Annotated in this window: 13 protein-coding genes, 1 tRNA gene and 1 pseudogene; 3 read left to right on the forward strand and 12 right to left on the reverse strand. The window is 63.3% G+C overall.

Annotated features, from left to right (window positions below):
* Positions 1 to 165 precede the first annotated feature (165 nt).
* From SB765_RS05340 to SB765_RS05350, 3 genes are all read left to right on the forward strand, one after another.
* Positions 166 to 252: transfer RNA gene (locus SB765_RS05340), tRNA-Leu, on the forward strand.
* A gap of 185 nt (positions 253 to 437) precedes the next feature.
* A complete protein-coding gene (locus SB765_RS05345; protein WP_016501876.1) occupies positions 438 to 1,451 on the forward strand; it encodes an extracellular solute-binding protein in 1,014 nt (337 codons plus the stop codon).
* On the forward strand, positions 1,451 to 3,016 hold the full coding sequence (locus SB765_RS05350) for an ABC transporter permease (RefSeq protein ID WP_016489439.1): 1,566 nt from the start codon (positions 1,451 to 1,453) through the stop codon (positions 3,014 to 3,016). Before SB765_RS05345 ends, SB765_RS05350 begins: the two co-directional genes overlap by 1 nt.
* 101 nt (positions 3,017 to 3,117) lie before the next feature.
* Here SB765_RS05350 and SB765_RS05355 read toward each other — a convergent pair whose 3' ends face one another.
* The 12 genes and pseudogenes from SB765_RS05355 to SB765_RS05410 all read right to left on the reverse strand — a co-directional run bounded on the left by SB765_RS05355 (position 3,118) and on the right by SB765_RS05410 (position 16,770).
* A complete protein-coding gene (locus SB765_RS05355) occupies positions 3,118 to 3,585 on the reverse strand; it encodes a DUF2867 domain-containing protein (protein WP_341796905.1) in 468 nt (155 codons plus the stop codon).
* Between the two features lie 98 nt (positions 3,586 to 3,683).
* Complete coding sequence (locus SB765_RS05360; RefSeq protein ID WP_371262273.1) at positions 3,684 to 4,568, reverse strand: methyl-accepting chemotaxis protein; 885 nt, start codon at positions 4,566 to 4,568, stop codon at positions 3,684 to 3,686.
* A gap of 21 nt (positions 4,569 to 4,589) precedes the next feature.
* A pseudogene (locus SB765_RS05365) lies at positions 4,590 to 5,282 on the reverse strand (methyl-accepting chemotaxis protein); the annotation flags it as partial.
* A 535-nt stretch (positions 5,283 to 5,817) separates the two neighbouring features.
* Positions 5,818 to 7,110, reverse strand: coding sequence for an adenylosuccinate synthase (locus SB765_RS05370; RefSeq protein WP_016489441.1), 1,293 nt, complete (start codon positions 7,108 to 7,110; stop codon positions 5,818 to 5,820).
* A gap of 56 nt (positions 7,111 to 7,166) precedes the next feature.
* Positions 7,167 to 8,354, reverse strand: a complete 1,188-nt coding sequence (locus SB765_RS05375; RefSeq protein WP_258909694.1) for an ATP phosphoribosyltransferase regulatory subunit — start codon at positions 8,352 to 8,354, stop codon at positions 7,167 to 7,169.
* Between the two features lie 301 nt (positions 8,355 to 8,655).
* Entirely contained in the window at positions 8,656 to 9,525 is an 870-nt protein-coding gene (gene hflC, locus SB765_RS05380; RefSeq protein ID WP_197898565.1) for a protease modulator HflC, read from the reverse strand.
* Positions 9,525 to 10,706, reverse strand: coding sequence for an FtsH protease activity modulator HflK (hflK, locus tag SB765_RS05385; RefSeq protein ID WP_016501881.1), 1,182 nt, complete (start codon positions 10,704 to 10,706; stop codon positions 9,525 to 9,527). The genes hflC and hflK overlap by 1 nt, the downstream gene beginning before the upstream one ends.
* A gap of 96 nt (positions 10,707 to 10,802) precedes the next feature.
* Positions 10,803 to 12,104, reverse strand: coding sequence for a ribosome rescue GTPase HflX (hflX, locus tag SB765_RS05390; protein ID WP_341796906.1), 1,302 nt, complete (start codon positions 12,102 to 12,104; stop codon positions 10,803 to 10,805).
* A gap of 12 nt (positions 12,105 to 12,116) precedes the next feature.
* Positions 12,117 to 12,377 carry an RNA chaperone Hfq gene (gene hfq, locus SB765_RS05395; protein WP_016489445.1) on the reverse strand — a complete coding sequence of 87 codons (261 nt, stop codon included), beginning with the start codon at positions 12,375 to 12,377 and terminating at the stop codon, positions 12,117 to 12,119.
* Between the two features lie 94 nt (positions 12,378 to 12,471).
* Positions 12,472 to 13,443, reverse strand: a complete 972-nt coding sequence (miaA, locus tag SB765_RS05400) for a tRNA (adenosine(37)-N6)-dimethylallyltransferase MiaA (protein ID WP_410911050.1) — start codon at positions 13,441 to 13,443, stop codon at positions 12,472 to 12,474.
* 1 nt (position 13,444) lies between these two features.
* A complete protein-coding gene (gene mutL / locus SB765_RS05405; protein WP_410931058.1) occupies positions 13,445 to 15,343 on the reverse strand; it encodes a DNA mismatch repair endonuclease MutL in 1,899 nt (632 codons plus the stop codon).
* Positions 15,340 to 16,770, reverse strand: a complete 1,431-nt coding sequence (locus SB765_RS05410; RefSeq protein WP_341796909.1) for an N-acetylmuramoyl-L-alanine amidase — start codon at positions 16,768 to 16,770, stop codon at positions 15,340 to 15,342. Before SB765_RS05410 ends, mutL begins: the two co-directional genes overlap by 4 nt.
* Between the last annotated feature and the right edge of the window lie 7 nt (positions 16,771 to 16,777).

The raw sequence follows: 16,777 nt of genomic DNA on the forward strand, positions 1-16,777 counted from the left end.
CGGAATTGGTAGACGCGCTGGTTTCAGGTATCAGTGACCGCAAGGTCGTGGAAGTTCGAGTCTTCTCCTGGGCACCAAATATTTTCAAGTAACAGATGACCAAGGATCTGTTACTACTGTGTGAAAGCGAACGATAGTCGCCTTCTACAGATGATGTAAAGCTTTGCCCAGGTGGCGGAATTGGTAGACGCGCTGGTTTCAGGTATCAGTGACCGCAAGGTCGTGGAAGTTCGAGTCTTCTCCTGGGCACCATACAAAAACCCACTAGCTTGCTAGTGGGTTTTTTCTTGCCTGCGTTTTTTGCCCCCGCCCTTCCCGCGCGCTCCCAGTGCCTACACCATGGTCTGCCCATGAATTTCTCGTCATACGGCCACTTGAGAAACAATTTCGTTTACCATTGTTTCCAAATATGTAGCCGTAAGCGAGGAAGTACCCGCATGACGATCCGCCCGCAACCGCTGATGCGCACCTTGGCCGCCGCCGTGCTGAGCCTGGTCATCGGCGCTCCGGCCGCCATGGCAGACGCACCGGTCACCCTGACCATGTACAACGGTCAGCACAAGGAAATCGGCGAAGCCATCGCCAAGGCCTACGAGGCCAAGACCGGTATTCACATCGACATTCGCAAGGGCAGCAGCAACCAGCTGGCCAGCCAGATCATCGAAGAAGGCGACCGGTCGCCGGCCGACATCATCTACACCGAAGAGTCCCCGCCCCTGAACAACCTGGGCGAGCTGGGCCTGCTGGCGAAGATCGACGACGCCACCTCGAACATGGTGCCCAAGGAGTACGTTGGCGCCAACGGCACCTGGATGGGCATCACGGCCCGTACCCGCATCGTGGTGTACAACCCGAAAAAGGTCGACGAAAAAGACCTGCCAACCACGGTGATGGACTTCGCCAACCCCGAGTGGGAAGGCCGCGTCGGCTATGTACCCACCAGTGGTGCGTTCCAGGAGCAGGCCGTGGCCATCCTGAAAATGCACGGTCGAGAAGCCACCGAAGAATGGCTGACCGGCCTGAAAGCCTTCGGCAAGACCTACACCAACAACATGGTCGCCCTCAAAGCCGTGGAAAAAGGCGAAGTGGCTGCGGTACTGGTGAACAACTACTACTGGTACGCGCTTGAACGCGAACGCGGCAAGCTGGACACCAAACTCTACTACCTGGCCGACGGCGATGCCGGCAACCTGGTCACCATCTCCGGCGCGGCCGTGGTCAAGGCCAGCAAGCACCCGAAAGAAGCCCAGGCCCTGCTCAACTGGATGGCCAGCGAAGAAGGCCAGCGCGTGATCACCCAGACCACCGCCGAGTACCCGCTGCACAAGGGCATGGTTTCTGACCGTGGACTGAAGCCGTTCGATGAGCTGCGCCCGCCGAAGATCTCGCCGGCCGACCTTGGTAACGCCGAAGAAGCCATCGAGCTTGAACGCGAGGTCGGTCTGCTCTGATGACTGCCGCCCTGTCCGCACCGGCGCCGGTGCGCTTCGTACCGCGCCGCAAGCGCCCCTCCATCTGGGTGGTGCTACCTGTGCTGTTCCTGGTGGCGATGAGCCTGCTGCCACTGGCCTATGTCGCCATCAAAGCCTGGGAAGCCGGCTGGCGCGAGGCCTTGCACCTGCTGTGGCGTCCCTTTGTCTGGGGGCTGATGCGCAACACCCTGTTGCTGATGGTCGGGGTGACGCTGACCTGCATGGTGGTGGGCCTGGCGCTGGCCTGGCTGCTGGAGCGCAGCAACCTGGCCGGCCGCCGGCTGTGGGGCGTGGTGCTATGCCTGCCGTTCGCAGTGCCGTCGTTCGTCAGCAGCTTCACCTGGGTATCGTTGAGTTCGGACTTCGAAGGCCTCGGCGGGGCGATCATGGTCATGGCCCTGTCCAAATACCCGTTGGTGTTCCTGCCCGTTGCCGCAACCCTGCGCAACCTCGACACCTCGCTGGAGGAGTCGGCGCGCACCCTCGGTTGCAGCCGCTGGGGCGTGTTCAGCAAGGTCACCCTGCCGCTGCTGTGGCCGTCGATGCTCGGCGGCGCGCTGCTGATTGCCCTGCACATGCTGGTGGAGTTCGGCGCCTTGTCGATCCTCGGCCTGCAAACCTTCACCACCGCCATCTACCAACAGTTCGAACTGGAGTTCAGCAACGCCAACGCTGCCATGCTGTCTGCCGTGTTGCTGGCGATGTGCCTGGTGATGCTGTGGCTGGAACTGCGCGTACGCGGCAAAGCCCGCCATGTGCGCATCGGCCAGGGCGTAGCGCGGCGTGCGCAACCGGTGCGGCTGCGTGGCTGGGCGGTGCTGGCACAGCTGTTTTGCGTGGGCCTGGCGGTGCTGGGCAGCGGTATTCCGCTGGCCATGCTCGGCTACTGGCTGAGCGTGGGGTCGTCAGCAGCGTTCCCGGTCGCGGCCATCTCCAAGGCACTGTTCACTTCGTTGTCGGTGTCGCTTGGCGGTGCTGGCTTCTGCGTGCTGCTGGCCCTGCCGATCAGCTTCTTGGTGGTGCGCTACAAGGGTCGCCTGGCGATTTGGGCTGAGCGTCTGCCCTACCTCCTGCACGCCCTGCCCGGCCTGGTGATTGCCCTGACGTTGGTGTTCTTCGCTCTGCACTACGTGCCGGCGCTGTACCAGACCACGGCACTGCTGCTGCTGGCTTATGCGCTGCTGTTCCTGCCGCTGGCCCAGTCGCCGGTGCGCACCGCGCTGAACAAGGCCTCGCCAACGCTTGAGGAAGCTGCACGCACCCTGGGCGCGAGCAGCTTTACCGCGTTCTGCCGGGTGACCCTGCCGATCATCTTCCCGGCCATGGCGGCGGCTTTTGCGCTGGTGTTCCTGGATGCCATGAAGGAACTGACTGCCACGCTACTGCTCAGCCCCACGGGCATGACCACACTGGCCACCGAGGTGTGGGCGCATACAGCCAACGTCGAGTTCGCGGCAGCGGCGCCTTATGCGGCATTGCTGATCGTAGTGTCGGGGTTGCCGGTTTATCTGCTGACGACGCGGATGTACCTGAACAAAGCTTGACCCGCGTCGCCTTCATCCGGCAAGCCAGCTCCCACAGGTACCGCGCCGCCCGCAAGGCCTGTGCAGTACCTGTGGGAGCTGGCTTGCCGGCGATGAGGCCATCAGATGTTACGCAGCATCCGGCGAACGATTGGCCCATGAGCCTTGCCGACGGGCAGCATGTAGAGGCGGCCGAAACGATTGGAGCACTGCACCGAGGTGGTCACATTCAAGCGTTGCCGGCCCTGCTCTGCTTCATCCAGATCCATGCTCACCATCACCGCCAGGTGCGTGTCACGCGACGTCAGGACCAGTTGCTGGTCGCTGATTCCCTCGACGGTAAAGAAATCCAGTAGCTCACCCACTGCCGGAACCCGCTCAGGGCTGCGCGATGAAAAACCGTGGATAGTGGCAACGTTGAACCGGCGCGAGATGAAGTCGCGCAGGCGAAAGGCCATGGCCAGCCAGCCCGGAACGTCCGAGGTCATGGCGCAGTAGGCCTGGATGGCGGTCATTGGTGCGGTGACGCAAATGCCATCGCTATGAAGAAAATCCAGTTCAGCCGGAGCGGCGACCAGTTGGGCGGACATGAACAACTCCCTTTGCCATGTGTCGCCGCCATCATAGCAACACCTCCCACTGTAGGAGCGGCCCATCGCGACGCAAGGCCGCTCCTACAGGGACCGCGTCAGGCGCGGAATTGGCCAAGGCTTGCCCGTAGCTGCGCGGCGAGGTCATCCAGCACCTTGCTGCTGGCCGTGGTCTGCATCACCACTTCGGCCGAGCGCTCAGCCTGGGCATGGATAGTCTCCACCCGCCCCCGCACGGCCTGCGCCCCGCTCGCTTGCTGCTCAGCTGCGCGGGTGGCTAGCCCAATGGCCGCATGCACCTGCTCCACCGCCGCCTGCACCGACTGCTGCCGGCGCTCGTTATCACGCAGTACCAGCAGCCCTTCGCTGGCCTTGAGCCCGGCCTGGCTGATGGTCGCCACGGCTTCCTTGGCGCCCTTCTGCAGCGCCGCGATGTGCGACTGGATATCCCCCGTGGAGCTCTGCGTCTTGCTCGCCAGCGCTCGCACCTCATCGGCCACCACGGCAAACCCGCGCCCGGTCTCACCTGCCCGGGCGGCTTCGATGGCCGCGTTCAGCGCCAGCAGGTTGGTCTGCTCGGCAATGCCGTGGATCACCGTCAACACCACTTCGATCTGCTCACTCTGCTTGGCCAGACGCTCGATCACCTGTGAGCCGGTCTCTACCTGGCCTGCCAGGTTCTCGATCAACCCCGCGAGCTGGGTCGAGGTGCGGCTGTTTTCGTCGGTGGCCTGGCGGATATCCACCACCTGTTTCAAGGCCGCCTGCATCGCGTGGCTTTCGGCCTGAGCTTCGTCGGCCATGCTCGAAAGGTCGCGCAGGCTGGCTGCCACTTCATCACGTTGCAGTGCCGCAGCCGCATCAGCGCCGGCATTGCGCTGGGCCATCGCGCCAATCTCGACACCGGTACGCTGCGCCACCTCGCCCGCCTCACGTACGATCGGTTGCAGCTTGTCGACAAAGCGGTTCACCGCCGAAGCCATGTCGCCAATTTCGTCGCGGCTGTCGAGCGGCACGCGCTTGGTCAGGTCGCCTTCGCCCGCCGCCAGGTCGTCCAGGGCAGCAATCAGCAGGCGCAGCTTGCTCAGCACTCGGCGGCCAAGCACCACGGCCACCACCAGCAGCACACCCAGGCCGACCAGCACCAGGCCCAGGCCAATGCGCCAGCGCAGTTCGGCAGCGGCATCGCGCACAGTCTGTGCGGTATTGGCCTGCATCGCTGCAGCACTGCCTTGCGCCTTCTCCAGGCGCTCACGCAGGGTTTTGCCGCTGTCGGCTGCGGCACCCACCAGGCTGTCGCCAACCAGTTGCTCACCGCTGGCAATCAGCGCCGCGAAGCGCTGGTCCAGGGCCTTGAGCTCCTGGTCGATGCCCGCCGTGGAAACCCCCATCACCACCTTGCCGATTTCTGCGCCATTGGGGTTGATCGAAGCTTCGACAAAGTACACCGCCGGGTCGTGTCGGGCGGCATTGATCACCTTGTCCAGCGCACGCTCGCCCTGGCCCTTGTCCATCAAAGCCTGGTTGATCGGGTTTTGCCGGTTCAGGTAACGGGTCAGGTGCTGGCCCTGGGCATCGTCGTACACCACGAACAGCACATTGGGGTTGCGCTGGGCACGCCGGGCAAAGTCGGAGAGCACCGGCACATCGTTGTCCCAGATCGCCCGCGGGGCAACCGAAGCCAGCAGCTCGGCCATGTCGTTGGCGGAGTCCTTCAGGTTCTTTTCCAAGGTGCTGCGCAGTTGCTGCTGTTCGCTTTGCAGGCGCTCCGACAACCCGGCGCTCAGGCGCTGGCGGGTGCTGCTGGACAGGCCGTCGAGGCCCGAGCGCACATCTTGCCCGGCTTGCTCCAGGTCATTGGCCAGCTGGCGGCTGTCGTTACCCAGGCGTTCGCCAAGGTCGGCCTCCAGGGCGGTGACCGTGCTTCGGGTGAGCGCAACGGCAACCAACACCTGCACCAAAAGAGCGATACCAAGGGCAACAAACACAGGCCGCAAAAGGCGGCTTCGTAACAGTGAGAGGATGGCAGACACGGTGTAACCCTCGTGTTTTCTGGCGCCACTATTTTGATGGCATCTTCAGAAACTTCTTACAGCAAGGGTTGTGCCGAAGGCAGCAGGGATAAACGCCATGGTTCAGCAAGGTGGATTGGCCGGTACTGGTGTACCCCACAAATGAAAACGCCGCGGCCCTTTTTCAGGGCCACGGCGTCAGATCAGCCTGGAGGGCGGATCAGGCGAACGGGTGACGCAGCACGATGGTCTCGTTGCGGTCCGGGCCGGTCGAGATGATGTCGATCGGCGCGCCGACCAGCTCTTCGATGCGCTTGATGTAGTCACGCGCAGCTTGCGGCAGCTCTTCCAGGGTTTTTGCACCCAGGGTCGACTCGCTCCAGCCTGGCATCTCTTCGTACACCGGCTCCAGGCCGATGTAGCTGTCGGCATCGGAAGGCGCGTCGATGACAGCACCGTTCTCGTTCTTGTAGCCAACGCAGATGTTGATGGTTTCCAGCCCGTCCAGCACGTCCAGCTTGGTCAGGCAGATGCCCGAAATGCTGTTGACGTCGATGGCGCGACGCAGGATGACGGCATCGAACCAGCCGCAACGACGGGCACGGCCAGTGGTGGAGCCGAACTCGTGGCCACGCTTGGCCAGGGTAGCGCCGGTCTCGTCGAACAGTTCGGTCGGGAACGGACCGGAACCCACGCGAGTGGTGTAGGCCTTGGTGATGCCCAGGATGTAGTCCAGGTACATCGGGCCAACGCCGGAACCGGTGGAAATACCGCCAGCGGTGGTGTTGGAGCTGGTGACGTACGGGTAGGTACCGTGGTCGATGTCCAGCAGCGAGCCCTGGGCACCTTCGAACATGATGTCCTTGCCGGCGCGACGCAGGTTGTGCAGCTCGGCGGTGACGTCGAGCATCATCGGCTTGAGCTGTTCAGCGTAGGCCATGCACTCGTCCAGGGTTTGCTGGAAGTCGATGGCCGGCTCTTTGTAGTAGTTCACCAGCTGGAAGTTGTGGTAGTCCAGCAGCTCACCCAGCTTGGCAGCGAAACGCTCGCGGTGGAACAGGTCGCCCACACGCAGGCCGCGGCGCGCGACCTTGTCTTCGTAGGCTGGGCCGATACCACGGCCGGTGGTGCCGATCTTGGCTTCGCCACGGGCTTTTTCGCGGGCCTGGTCCAGCGCCACGTGGTACGACAGGATCAGCGGCGCAGCCGGGGAAATGCGCAGGCGCTCGCGCACCGGTACGCCTTTTTCTTCCAGCTTGGTGATTTCGCGCATCAGGGCGTCCGGGGCAACGACCACGCCGTTGCCGATCAGGCACTGTACGCCTTCACGCAGGATGCCGGACGGAATCAGGTGCAGAACGGTCTTTTCACCGTTGATCACCAGGGTGTGACCCGCGTTGTGGCCACCCTGGTAGCGCACTACGGCGGCAGCATGTTCGGTCAGCAGATCGACGATCTTGCCTTTGCCCTCATCACCCCACTGGGTGCCCAGGACGACGACATTCTTACCCATTACATTGGTCCTCATTCACGCAAACTTGGTTGCCGGCCTGTTGCCGACGCAGAAACTCACTGGGCCAGCGGCAGAACCTGCCAGCGCCCGTCTTGCTGAATCAATTGCCGATCACAATCCGCCTCGAGAGCAGCACTCAACGGCTGGCCAGGCAGGGCCTGGACCACACGCTGGCCCTCGTTGCGCAACTGGCAGACTTGCTGCCAGAGGGCCGCGTCGCCACTGTCCGGCATCCAGATGCCGCCCGTTGGCAATACGACCTCCGCTCGCCCCAGTGTGACCAGGGTCTTCAAATCCGTGGAGAAACCGGTGGCCGGACGTGCCCGGCCAAAGTCGGCGCCGATGTCGTCGTAGCGCCCGCCCTGGGCGATCGATTGACCCTCGCCCGGTACGAACACGGCGAACACCACGCCGGTGTGATAGTTGTAGCCGCGCAGCTCGCCGAGGTCGAAGTACAGCGGCAGGTCCGGGAAGCGCGACGTCAGGCGATCGGCGATCGACAGCAGGTCGTCCAGCGCTGCCAGCACGCCGGCCGGAGCACGACCCAGACGCACCCGGGCTTCGGCCAGCACTTCACGGCCACCGCACAGTTCGACCAGTGCGCGCAGCATGTTGCCCAGGTCCTTCGGCAGGTCGGCGGTCAGTGCCTGCACTTCATCGACGGCCTTGCGCTGCAGGGCGTCGAACAGCTGTTGCTCGACCGCACCGGACAGGCCGGCAGCACGGGCCAGGCCGCGGTAGATACCGACGTGGCCCAGGTCCATGTGTACGTCCGGCACATCGGCCAGTTGCAGCGTGGCCAGCATCAGGCTGATGACTTCCACGTCGCTGGTCGGGCTGGCATCGCCATACAGCTCGGCGCCCAGCTGGATCGGGCTGCGCGAGGTGGACAGTGCACGCGGCTGGGCGTGCAGCACGCTGCCGGCGTAGCACAGGCGGCTCGGGCCTTCACGGCGCAGGGTGTGGGCGTCGATGCGCGCCACCTGCGGGGTGAAGTCGGCGCGGAAGCCCATCAGGCGGCCGGACTGCGGGTCCACTACCTTGAAGGTGCGCTGATCCAGGTCCTGGCCGGCGCCGGTGAGCAGCGACTCCAGGTACTCGATATGCGGGGTGACGACCAGCTCGTAGCCCCAACTCTGGAACAGGTCCAACACCTGACGGCGCGCGATCTCGATGCGCGCAGCCTCAGGTGGCAGTACTTCCTCGATGCCATCTGGCAGCAGCCAGCGGTCTACCGTTGCCATTACGCCTTTTCCCCTCTGGTCCGGGCGGCTTGCCAGCAGGCGAGCCGTCAGTAAAGCCGGTATCGCGCACAGCAGCGGGCAGCACTGATCCCAGCGCAGCCACCGTACCCGATACCCTCGAATTGCCTTGCGAGCTGACCAAACCGTCAACTGGCGCTTTGCCAATCAACCTTTCAGACGCAAAAAAGCCGGGAAATTTCCCGGCTGCCTCATCATACACCCCTTTTCATTCAGGATGCACCCCGCCTGGTGTTTTAGCTGCCCGGCGGGGCGCCCCTGCATGAAAATCAGGGCCTGAGCATCACGGCCTGCTCTTGTCCAGGTAACGGAAGAACTCGTTCTTCGGGTCCAGAACCAGCACGTCGCTTTTGCTCGAGAAGCTCTCGCGGTATGCCTGCAGGCTACGGTGGAACGCATAGAAATCAGCGTCCTGGCTGTAGGCCTTGGCATAGATGGCAGCCGCCTGGGCGTCGCCGTCACCACGGGTTTCTTCTGCTTCGCGGTAGGCCTCGGCCAGCAGCACACGGCGCTGGCGGTCAGCATCGGCACGAATACCTTCAGCCAGCTCGTTACCCTTGGCACGGTGCTCGCGAGCTTCACGCTCACGCTCGGTGCTCATACGGTCGAACACACTGCGGTTGACTTCCTTCGGCAGGTCGATGGCCTTGACGCGCACGTCGACCACCTCGATGCCCAGCTCCTTGTTGGCCATGCGGTTCAGCGATGCAGTGATGTCAGCCATCAGTGCGTCACGTTCACCGGAAACCACCTCGTGCAGGGTACGTTTACCGAACTGGTCGCGCAGGCCGCTTTCCAGACGACGCGACAGACGCTCGTCGGCGATCTGCTTCATGCCGGACGTGGCGGTGTAGAAGCGCTCGGCATCCTTGACGCGCCACTTGGCGTAGGCGTCGACCATCACCGCTTTCTTCTCCAGGGTCAGGAACCGCTGGGTCGGGGCGTCGAGGGTCATGAGGCGGGCGTCGAACTTGCGCACCTGGTTCACATACGGAATCTTCACGTGCAGGCCTGGCTGGACATCTGCCTGGACCACCTTACCGAAGCGCAGCAGTACCGCACGCTCTGTCTGGGACACGATATAGAAGCTGTTCCAGGCCACGATGGCCAGAACGACGGCGGCGATCAGGGCGATCAGCGATCTATTGCTCATCAGCGGCTCTCCCTAGTACGCAGCGGCTGCTGTTGCTGTTGCAGGTCCTGCGCCGCACGGGCGGCCGCATCGTTGACCGATGGCGACACGCTGGTGGTTGGCGTGGACGGGTTGCGGCTGCCTTCGACCATCTTGTCCAGTGGCAGGTAGAGCAGGTTGTTCTGCCCGTCCTTGGTCGCCACCATGACCTTGCTCGAATTGCTGTAGACCTCTTGCATGGTCTCCAGGTACAGACGCTGACGGGTCACGTCAGGTGCCTTGTGGTACTCGGTGACCAGCTTGGTGAAGCGGTCGGCCTCACCCTTGGCCCGGGCGATGACTTCGTCGCGATAACCGTTGGCGTCCTCGATGATGCGCTGGGCCTGACCACGGGCTTCCGGCACCACGCCATTGGCGTAGGACTCGGCCTGGTTGCGGGCACGCTGCTCGTCTTCGCGGGCACGGATCACGTCGTCGAAGGCTTCCTGCACTTCACGCGGGGCTGCCGCGCTCTGTACGTTGACCTGGGTAACGGTGATACCGGTACGGTAGTTGTCGAGGAAGCGCTGCAGGCGTTCGCGGATATCCACGGCCATCTGCTCACGGCCTTCGGTCAGTACCTGGTCCATCGAGGTGGAACCCACCACGTGGCGCAGGGCACTGTCGGTCGCGTGCTGCAGGCTTACCTCAGGCTGGTCGACGTTAAGCACGAAGTCCTGCAGGTTGCTGATCTTGTACTGGACGGTCAGCGGCACCTCGACGATGTTCTCGTCTTCGGTCAGCATCTGGCCCTGTTTGGTATAGGCACGCTCACGCGTGACGTTTTCCATGTACTTGCGATCAATCGGCGGGAAGTAGATGTTCAGGCCGGGACCGACCGTTTCATGATACTTGCCGAAGCGCAGCACCACAGCCTGCTCCTGCTCGTCGACCACGTACACGGCACTGTACAGCCAGATGGCAGCCAGTACCGCCAGGCCGATGCCCAGCAGGCCCAGGCCACCGCCCTTGCCGACATTGCGGTCACCGCCGCCACGTTTCTTGTTACCGCCGAACATGCCGTTCAGGCTGTCCTGCAGTTTGCGGAAGGCCTCGTCCAGATCCGGCGGACCTTTCTTGTCACCACCACCGCCACCGCCACCACGGCGGCCGCCCCAGGGATCCTGATTGTTCGAGTTGCCACCCGGCTCGTTCCAAGCCATAGCGCTCTCCATCTGATAAAGCAAAGACGCGCCCACGGCGCGCCGTCCAATGCTACAGAATGCCTGTCACTGCTGCCCGGCGACCTCGACGAGCATTTATTGCAAAGTGTGTTGCTCGACAAACACTTGCGGCTCCATGCCTTCGCGGCTGACCAGGCGATTCAATTCGACCCTGGGCAGTCGCACGCTTAGCAGGCTGCGCCCTTCTTCATCATGCTCTTCACTCTGCACGGCACCCAGAGCAAAGAATTGCGCGCGCAAGCGTGCAAAATGCTGCTCCAGGCACAGGGTACCGACAAACAGATCATCCCCCAGCAACTCGGCAATCGCCTGGCCAACCAGCTCCAGACCACGCCCATCGCGTGCCGATACCCAGACCCGTTCCGGCTTGCCATCGGCATTGCGCTGGATCTGCGGCTCGACATCTTCGAGCAGGTCGAGTTTGTTATACACCTCGAGGATGGGCAAGCCTTCAGCGCCAATCTCGCCCAACACGGCCAGCACCTGCTCGATCTGTTCCATGCGCTCTGGCTCATGGGCGTCGATCACGTGCAGCAGCAGGTCGGAGTTGCTCGACTCTTCGAGCGTAGCCCGAAATGCCTCGACCAGCTTGTGCGGCAGGTGACGAATGAAGCCCACGGTGTCAGCCAGCACGATCGGCCCCAGGTCGTTGAGCTCGAGCCGGCGCAGGGTCGGGTCGAGGGTGGCGAACAGCTGGTCCGCGGCGTACACCTCGGATTCGGTGAGCGCGTTGAACAGCGTGGACTTGCCGGCGTTGGTGTAACCCACCAGCGACACAGAAGGGATATCCGCGCGCTTGCGCCCGCGACGCGCCTGCTCACGCTGGCTGCGTACCTTCTCCAGTCGTGACTTGATCTGGCGAATGCGCACCCGCAACAGGCGGCGGTCGGTTTCGAGCTGGGTTTCACCCGGGCCACGCAGGCCAATACCGCCTTTTTGTCGCTCAAGGTGGGTCCAGCCGCGCACCAGCCGCGTGCTCATGTGATCAAGCTGGGCCAGTTCGACCTGCAGCTTGCCTTCATGGGTACGCGCCCGTTGGGCGAAAATATCGAGGATCAGCCCGGTACGATCGAGCACACGGCACTCGAACACACGTTCAAGGTTGCGCTCCTGACTGGGCGTAAGGGTGTGATTGAAAATCACAAGGTCTACCTGTTCGGCATGGACCAGGTCGTGCAATTCCTCGACCTTGCCGCTGCCAATCAGGTATTTAGCCGTTGGCTGATGCCGTGTCACGGTCACCAGCGAGACGATGTCCGCCCCGGCCGACAGTGCCAGCTCCCGAAACTCCTGCGGATCTTCGCGCGCCTCAGGGTTCTGACCTTCCAAGTGAACGAGCAACGCCCGTTCACCACCACCGTGGCGCTCAAAGAACAATGCAGGCTCCTATCAGGCGTTGCCTGGCTCGCTGTCGCCGAGGTCGGAATCGGACGGGCTTGGCAGGCGAACCGGACGGGCAGGTACCACAGTCGAAATGGCGTGCTTGTAGACCATTTGGCTGACGGTGTTCTTCAGCAGTACAACGAACTGGTCGAACGATTCGATCGAGCCCTGCAGTTTGATGCCGTTGACCAGGTAGATGGATACCGGAACCTTTTCTTTTCTCAAGGTGTTCAAGTAAGGGTCTTGTAGCGAATGCCCTTTTGACATATGCCGCACTCCTGTAAGGATAAATAATAGAAAATCAAGAAAATCGATAAATTAGGCCGCCCCTTCGCAAGAATAGACGGCAATCAGCAGGGACTCAGCTCAATATGGAGATGGCCCCAAGGTATTTCAAGGTGCGGGACAGATTGTCGCAGGCCATGCTGTCAAGCCAGTGCACATCAGGCCAGCCACGCAACCAGGTGAACTGCCGCTTGGCCAGCTGCCGGGTAGCGATGATACCGCGTTCTCGCATCTCATTCTCAGTCAGCGTGCCGTCCAGGTAATCCCAGACCTGCCGATAACCCACAGCCCGTATAGACGGCAGCCCGGCGTGCAAGTCACTTCTGGCTCGCAGCGATCGGACCTCGTCAACGAAGCCCTGTTCCAACATCTGCGAAAATCGTAACGCAATTCGCTGATGCAAAATGTGACGATCTGTAGGAGCAATCGCCAAACTCGCGACAGTATAGGGCAAATGTCCGCCAGCGCCTGCGTCTGCGCCGCGACTTTCCGCGAATTGACGCTGGCGATGAGCCGTCATGCTCTCGCCGCTCACCCGGTACACCTCCAGCGCGCGAATTAACCGCTGCGGGTCGTTGGGGTGGATGCGCGCCGCCGATTCAGGGTCGATCTCGGCCAACTGGCGGTGCAGTTCGGCCAGCCCCAACGCCTGGGCCTGGGCTTCCAGGTCGGCTCGCACCGCAGCGTCAGCTGCCGGCATGTCGGCCAGGCCATCGATCAACGCCTTGTAATAGAGCATGGTGCCGCCCACCAGCAGCGGGATCTTCCCGCGCGCGGTGATGTCGGCCATGGCCTCCAGGGCATCGGCGCGAAATTGCGCGGCCGAGTAGCTCTCGGCCGGGTCACGGATGTCGATCAGGCGGTGCGGGTGGGCGGCCAGAATTTCTTTTGACGGCTTGGCCGAACCGATGTCCATGCCGCGATAGACCAGCGCCGAGTCGACGCTTATCAGCTCGCACGGCAGCACTTTGGTCAGCTCGATGGCCAGGTCGGTCTTGCCGGCCGCCGTCGGGCCCATCAGGAATATTGCAGGGGGCTTGCCGCTCATTTCATCGACCGCGCAGGAAAAGTTTGTCCAGATCGTCCAGGCCCATCTGGGTCCAGGTGGGACGGCCATGGTTGCACTGGCCACTGCGTTCGGTGTTTTCCATGTCGCGCAGCAGGGCATTCATTTCGGGGATCGCCAGGCGCCGGTTGGCACGCACGGCGCCGTGGCAGGCCATGGTGCCGAGCAGTTCATTGAGGTGGGCCTGGATACGGTCGCTGGTGCCGTACTCCATCAGGTCGGCGAGCACATCCTGAACCAGGCGGTTGGCCTCGGCCTGCTTGAGCAAGGCCGGAATCTGGCGAATCGCCAAGGTCTCGGGGCCCAGGCGCTGCAGTTCGAAGCCCAGGCGTTGGAACCACTGCGCATGCTCTTCGGCGCAATCAGCTTCACGCTGGCTCAGGGCCAGGGTTTCGGGCACCAGCAGCGGCTGGCCGCTAAGGCCTTCGCTGGCCATGGCCACCTTGAGGCGCTCGTACATGATGCGCTCGTGGGCAGCGTGCATGTCCACAAGCACCAGGCCAACGGCGTTCTCGGCCAGGATGTAGATACCCTTGAGCTGCGCCAGTGCGTAGCCCAACGGGGGAATGTCACCCTGGCTTTCGGGCAGCGTGGTTACCGGTGCCGCTCCGTCTTCCAGCGGTTTGTAGAACTCGCGATACACCGCCTGCGCCTCCGCGGCCGGCACGGGCTGCGAGGGGCGCGGGGTGTATTGATACTGGTAACCGGCGCCACTGCCGCCATTGGAAATCGCATGCTGCGGCGCCTGGGGCCGTTCAAGCACCGGCGAGGCCAGGCGCATTTCGCCCTGCGGGCCGAATTCACCAGCCTGCTGGCCAGTAGGGCGGACCATCTCAGGTACTGCGGCAGGCGCGGCCAAGTGGTCTTCCGGGCGCACATCAGCCAGCGCGCGGTGCAGCGTGCCATACAGGAAATCGTGCACCGAGCGCCCCTCGCGGAAGCGCACTTCGTGCTTGGTCGGGTGCACATTGACGTCAACGCCGTTGGGCTCCAGCTCCAGGAACAGCACGAATGTCGGGTGCCGGCCATTGAACAGCACGTCACGGTAAGCCTGGCGCACAGCGTGGGCGACCAGCTTGTCGCGCACCGCACGGCCATTGACAAAGAAGTACTGCAGGTCTGCCTGGCTGCGCGAGAAGGTCGGCAGGCCGACCCAGCCCCACAGGCGCAGGCCGTTACGCTCGACGTCGATCGGCAGCGCCTGCTCCATGAAGCCCGGGCCGCAGATGGCGCCCACCCGCCGCGCCCGGGCAGTTTCGTCATGGGCCTCGTGCAGGCTGAGGACGCTCTTGCCGTTGTGGCGCAGGTGGAAGCCGACGTCGAAACGCGCCAGCGCCAGCCGGCGGATGACTTCCTGCAGGTGGTCGAATTCGGTTTTCTCGGCCTTCAGGAATTTGCGCCGCGCCGGGGTATTGAAGAACAGGTCGCGGACTTCTACCGAAGTACCCACCGGGTGCGCCGCCGGCTGCACGCGCGGGGTCATGTCACGGCCTTCGGTTTCGACCTGCCAGGCCTCGCTGGCACTGGCGGTACGCGAAGTCAGGGTCAGGCGCGCCACCGAGCTGATCGATGCCAGGGCCTCGCCACGGAAACCCAGGCTCAATACCCCTTCAAGGTCTTCAAGCTCACGAATCTTGCTGGTGGCGTGGCGGGCCAAGGCCAGCGGCAGGTCGTCAGCAGAAATACCACTGCCATCGTCCCGTACCTTGAGCAACTTGACGCCGCCCTGCTCGACGTCCACGTCGATGCGTCGGGCGCCGGAGTCCAGGCTGTTTTCCAACAGCTCCTTGGCGACGGAGGCGGGCCGCTCGACTACCTCGCCGGCGGCAATCTGGTTGGCCAGCCGCGGGCTGAGCAGCTGGATGCGCGAACCGCCACTCATTGCGCGGCCAATGTGGTAGCAGGGATGTCGAGGCGCTGGCCGACCTTCAGTTCATCCGTCTTGAGGCTGTTGGTGCTGCGCAGGCTGGCCACGCTGACCTGGTAGCGCACGGCGAGCATCGCCAGGGTTTCGCCAGGGCGCACCGTGTGCTCACGCGGGCCGGCGGCAATCTTGCCGGTATCACGCAGCCAGGCGATATAGGTACCCGGCGGCGGGTTCTGCTGGAAGTACTGACGCACACCGGTATGAATCGAACGGGCCAAGGCCTGCTGATGGCTGGCGGTAGCCAGCTTGGCAGCTTCGTTGTTATTCGAGATGAACCCGGTTTCAACGAGGATCGACGGGATATCCGGCGACTTCAGCACCATGAAGCCAGCCTGCTCCACACGCTGCTTGTGCAGCGAGGTGACACGGCCCATGTTGCCCAGCACCTTCTGCCCCACGTTGAGGCTGGAGCTGAGCGTGGCGGTCATCGACAGGTCCAGCAGCACGCCGGCCAGCATGCGGTCCTTGTCATCGAGGCTGACGTTGCCGGCACCGCCGATCAGGTCGGAACGGTTTTCCGTGTCTGCCAGCCAGCGCGCGGTCTCGGAGGTGGCGCCGCGGTCAGACAAGGCGAACACCGAAGCACCAAATGCAGCCCGCGACGGCGCGGCGTCGGCGTGGATCGAGATGAACAGGTCGGCACCCTTCTTGCGGGCGATTTCGGTGCGTTTGCGCAGCGGAATGAAATAGTCGCCCGTACGGGTCAGTTCGGCACGGAAGCCCCTTTCGCTGTTGATCTGGCGCTGAAGCTCTTTGGCAATCTGCAGCACGATGTCTTTTTCATGCTGGCCGCGCGAACCGGACGCACCCGGGTCTTCGCCACCGTGGCCGGCATCGATGGCCACCACGATTTCACGCTTACCGCTAGGTACCGGCGGCAACTTGATGGCGGGCTGGGCCGGGGATACCGGCACCGCTGGTGTGGTCGCCGGCGTCTGTACCGGCGCCGGTGCCGGCGGTGGCGCGCTGGCCGCAATGGCATCGGCTTCCTGGTCGTACAGGTCGACCACCAGGCGATTGCCGTACTGGGCGTTCGGCGCCAGCGTGAAGCTTTTCGGGGTGACCGACTTTTTCAGGTCGACCACCACCCGCAGGTCGGTCGGGGTGCGCTGAGCCGAACGCACGCTAGTGATCGGCGTGTTGGAGGTGGCCACGTTCAATGGCGCGGCCAGTGTCGCGCCATTGATGTCGATAACCAGGCGATCAGGCGCGCTCAAGGTGAAGACGCTGTGCTGCACGGGGCCAGACAGGTCGAAGACCAGCCGCGTGTTGTCTGGCGCGCGCCACAGGCGCACGCTCTTGACTTGAGTGACGGCCAGAGCCTCAACGGTCACCGTTGTCAGCAGCAGCCCAACGATGGCGACCAGTGCGCGTATGCGCATACCTACC

Source organism: Pseudomonas sp. SIMBA_067 (assembly GCF_046534675.1).
In the GTDB taxonomy this organism is placed as follows: Bacteria; Pseudomonadota; Gammaproteobacteria; order Pseudomonadales; family Pseudomonadaceae; genus Aquipseudomonas; species Aquipseudomonas putida.

Excerpts from the sequence above, each read along its gene's own strand:
- SB765_RS05355 (WP_341796905.1), bottom strand. The coding sequence starts at position 3,585 with ATGTCCGCCCAACTGGTCGCCGCTCCGGCTGAACTGGATTTTCTTCAT.
- hfq (WP_016489445.1), bottom strand. The coding sequence starts at position 12,377 with ATGTCAAAAGGGCATTCGCTACAAGACCCTTACTTGAACACCTTGAGA.
- hflK (WP_016501881.1), bottom strand. The coding sequence starts at position 10,706 with ATGGCTTGGAACGAGCCGGGTGGCAACTCGAACAATCAGGATCCCTGG.
- miaA (WP_410911050.1), bottom strand. The coding sequence starts at position 13,443 with ATGAGCGGCAAGCCCCCTGCAATATTCCTGATGGGCCCGACGGCGGCC.
- SB765_RS05345 (WP_016501876.1), top strand. The coding sequence starts at position 438 with ATGACGATCCGCCCGCAACCGCTGATGCGCACCTTGGCCGCCGCCGTG.
- SB765_RS05410 (WP_341796909.1), bottom strand. The coding sequence starts at position 16,770 with ATGCGCATACGCGCACTGGTCGCCATCGTTGGGCTGCTGCTGACAACG.
- SB765_RS05350 (WP_016489439.1), top strand. The coding sequence starts at position 1,451 with ATGACTGCCGCCCTGTCCGCACCGGCGCCGGTGCGCTTCGTACCGCGC.
- hflC (WP_197898565.1), bottom strand. The coding sequence starts at position 9,525 with ATGAGCAATAGATCGCTGATCGCCCTGATCGCCGCCGTCGTTCTGGCC.
- SB765_RS05360 (WP_371262273.1), bottom strand. The coding sequence starts at position 4,568 with ATGGCTTCGGCGGTGAACCGCTTTGTCGACAAGCTGCAACCGATCGTA.
- SB765_RS05375 (WP_258909694.1), bottom strand. The coding sequence starts at position 8,354 with ATGGCAACGGTAGACCGCTGGCTGCTGCCAGATGGCATCGAGGAAGTA.
- mutL (WP_410931058.1), bottom strand. The coding sequence starts at position 15,343 with ATGAGTGGCGGTTCGCGCATCCAGCTGCTCAGCCCGCGGCTGGCCAAC.
- SB765_RS05370 (WP_016489441.1), bottom strand. The coding sequence starts at position 7,110 with ATGGGTAAGAATGTCGTCGTCCTGGGCACCCAGTGGGGTGATGAGGGC.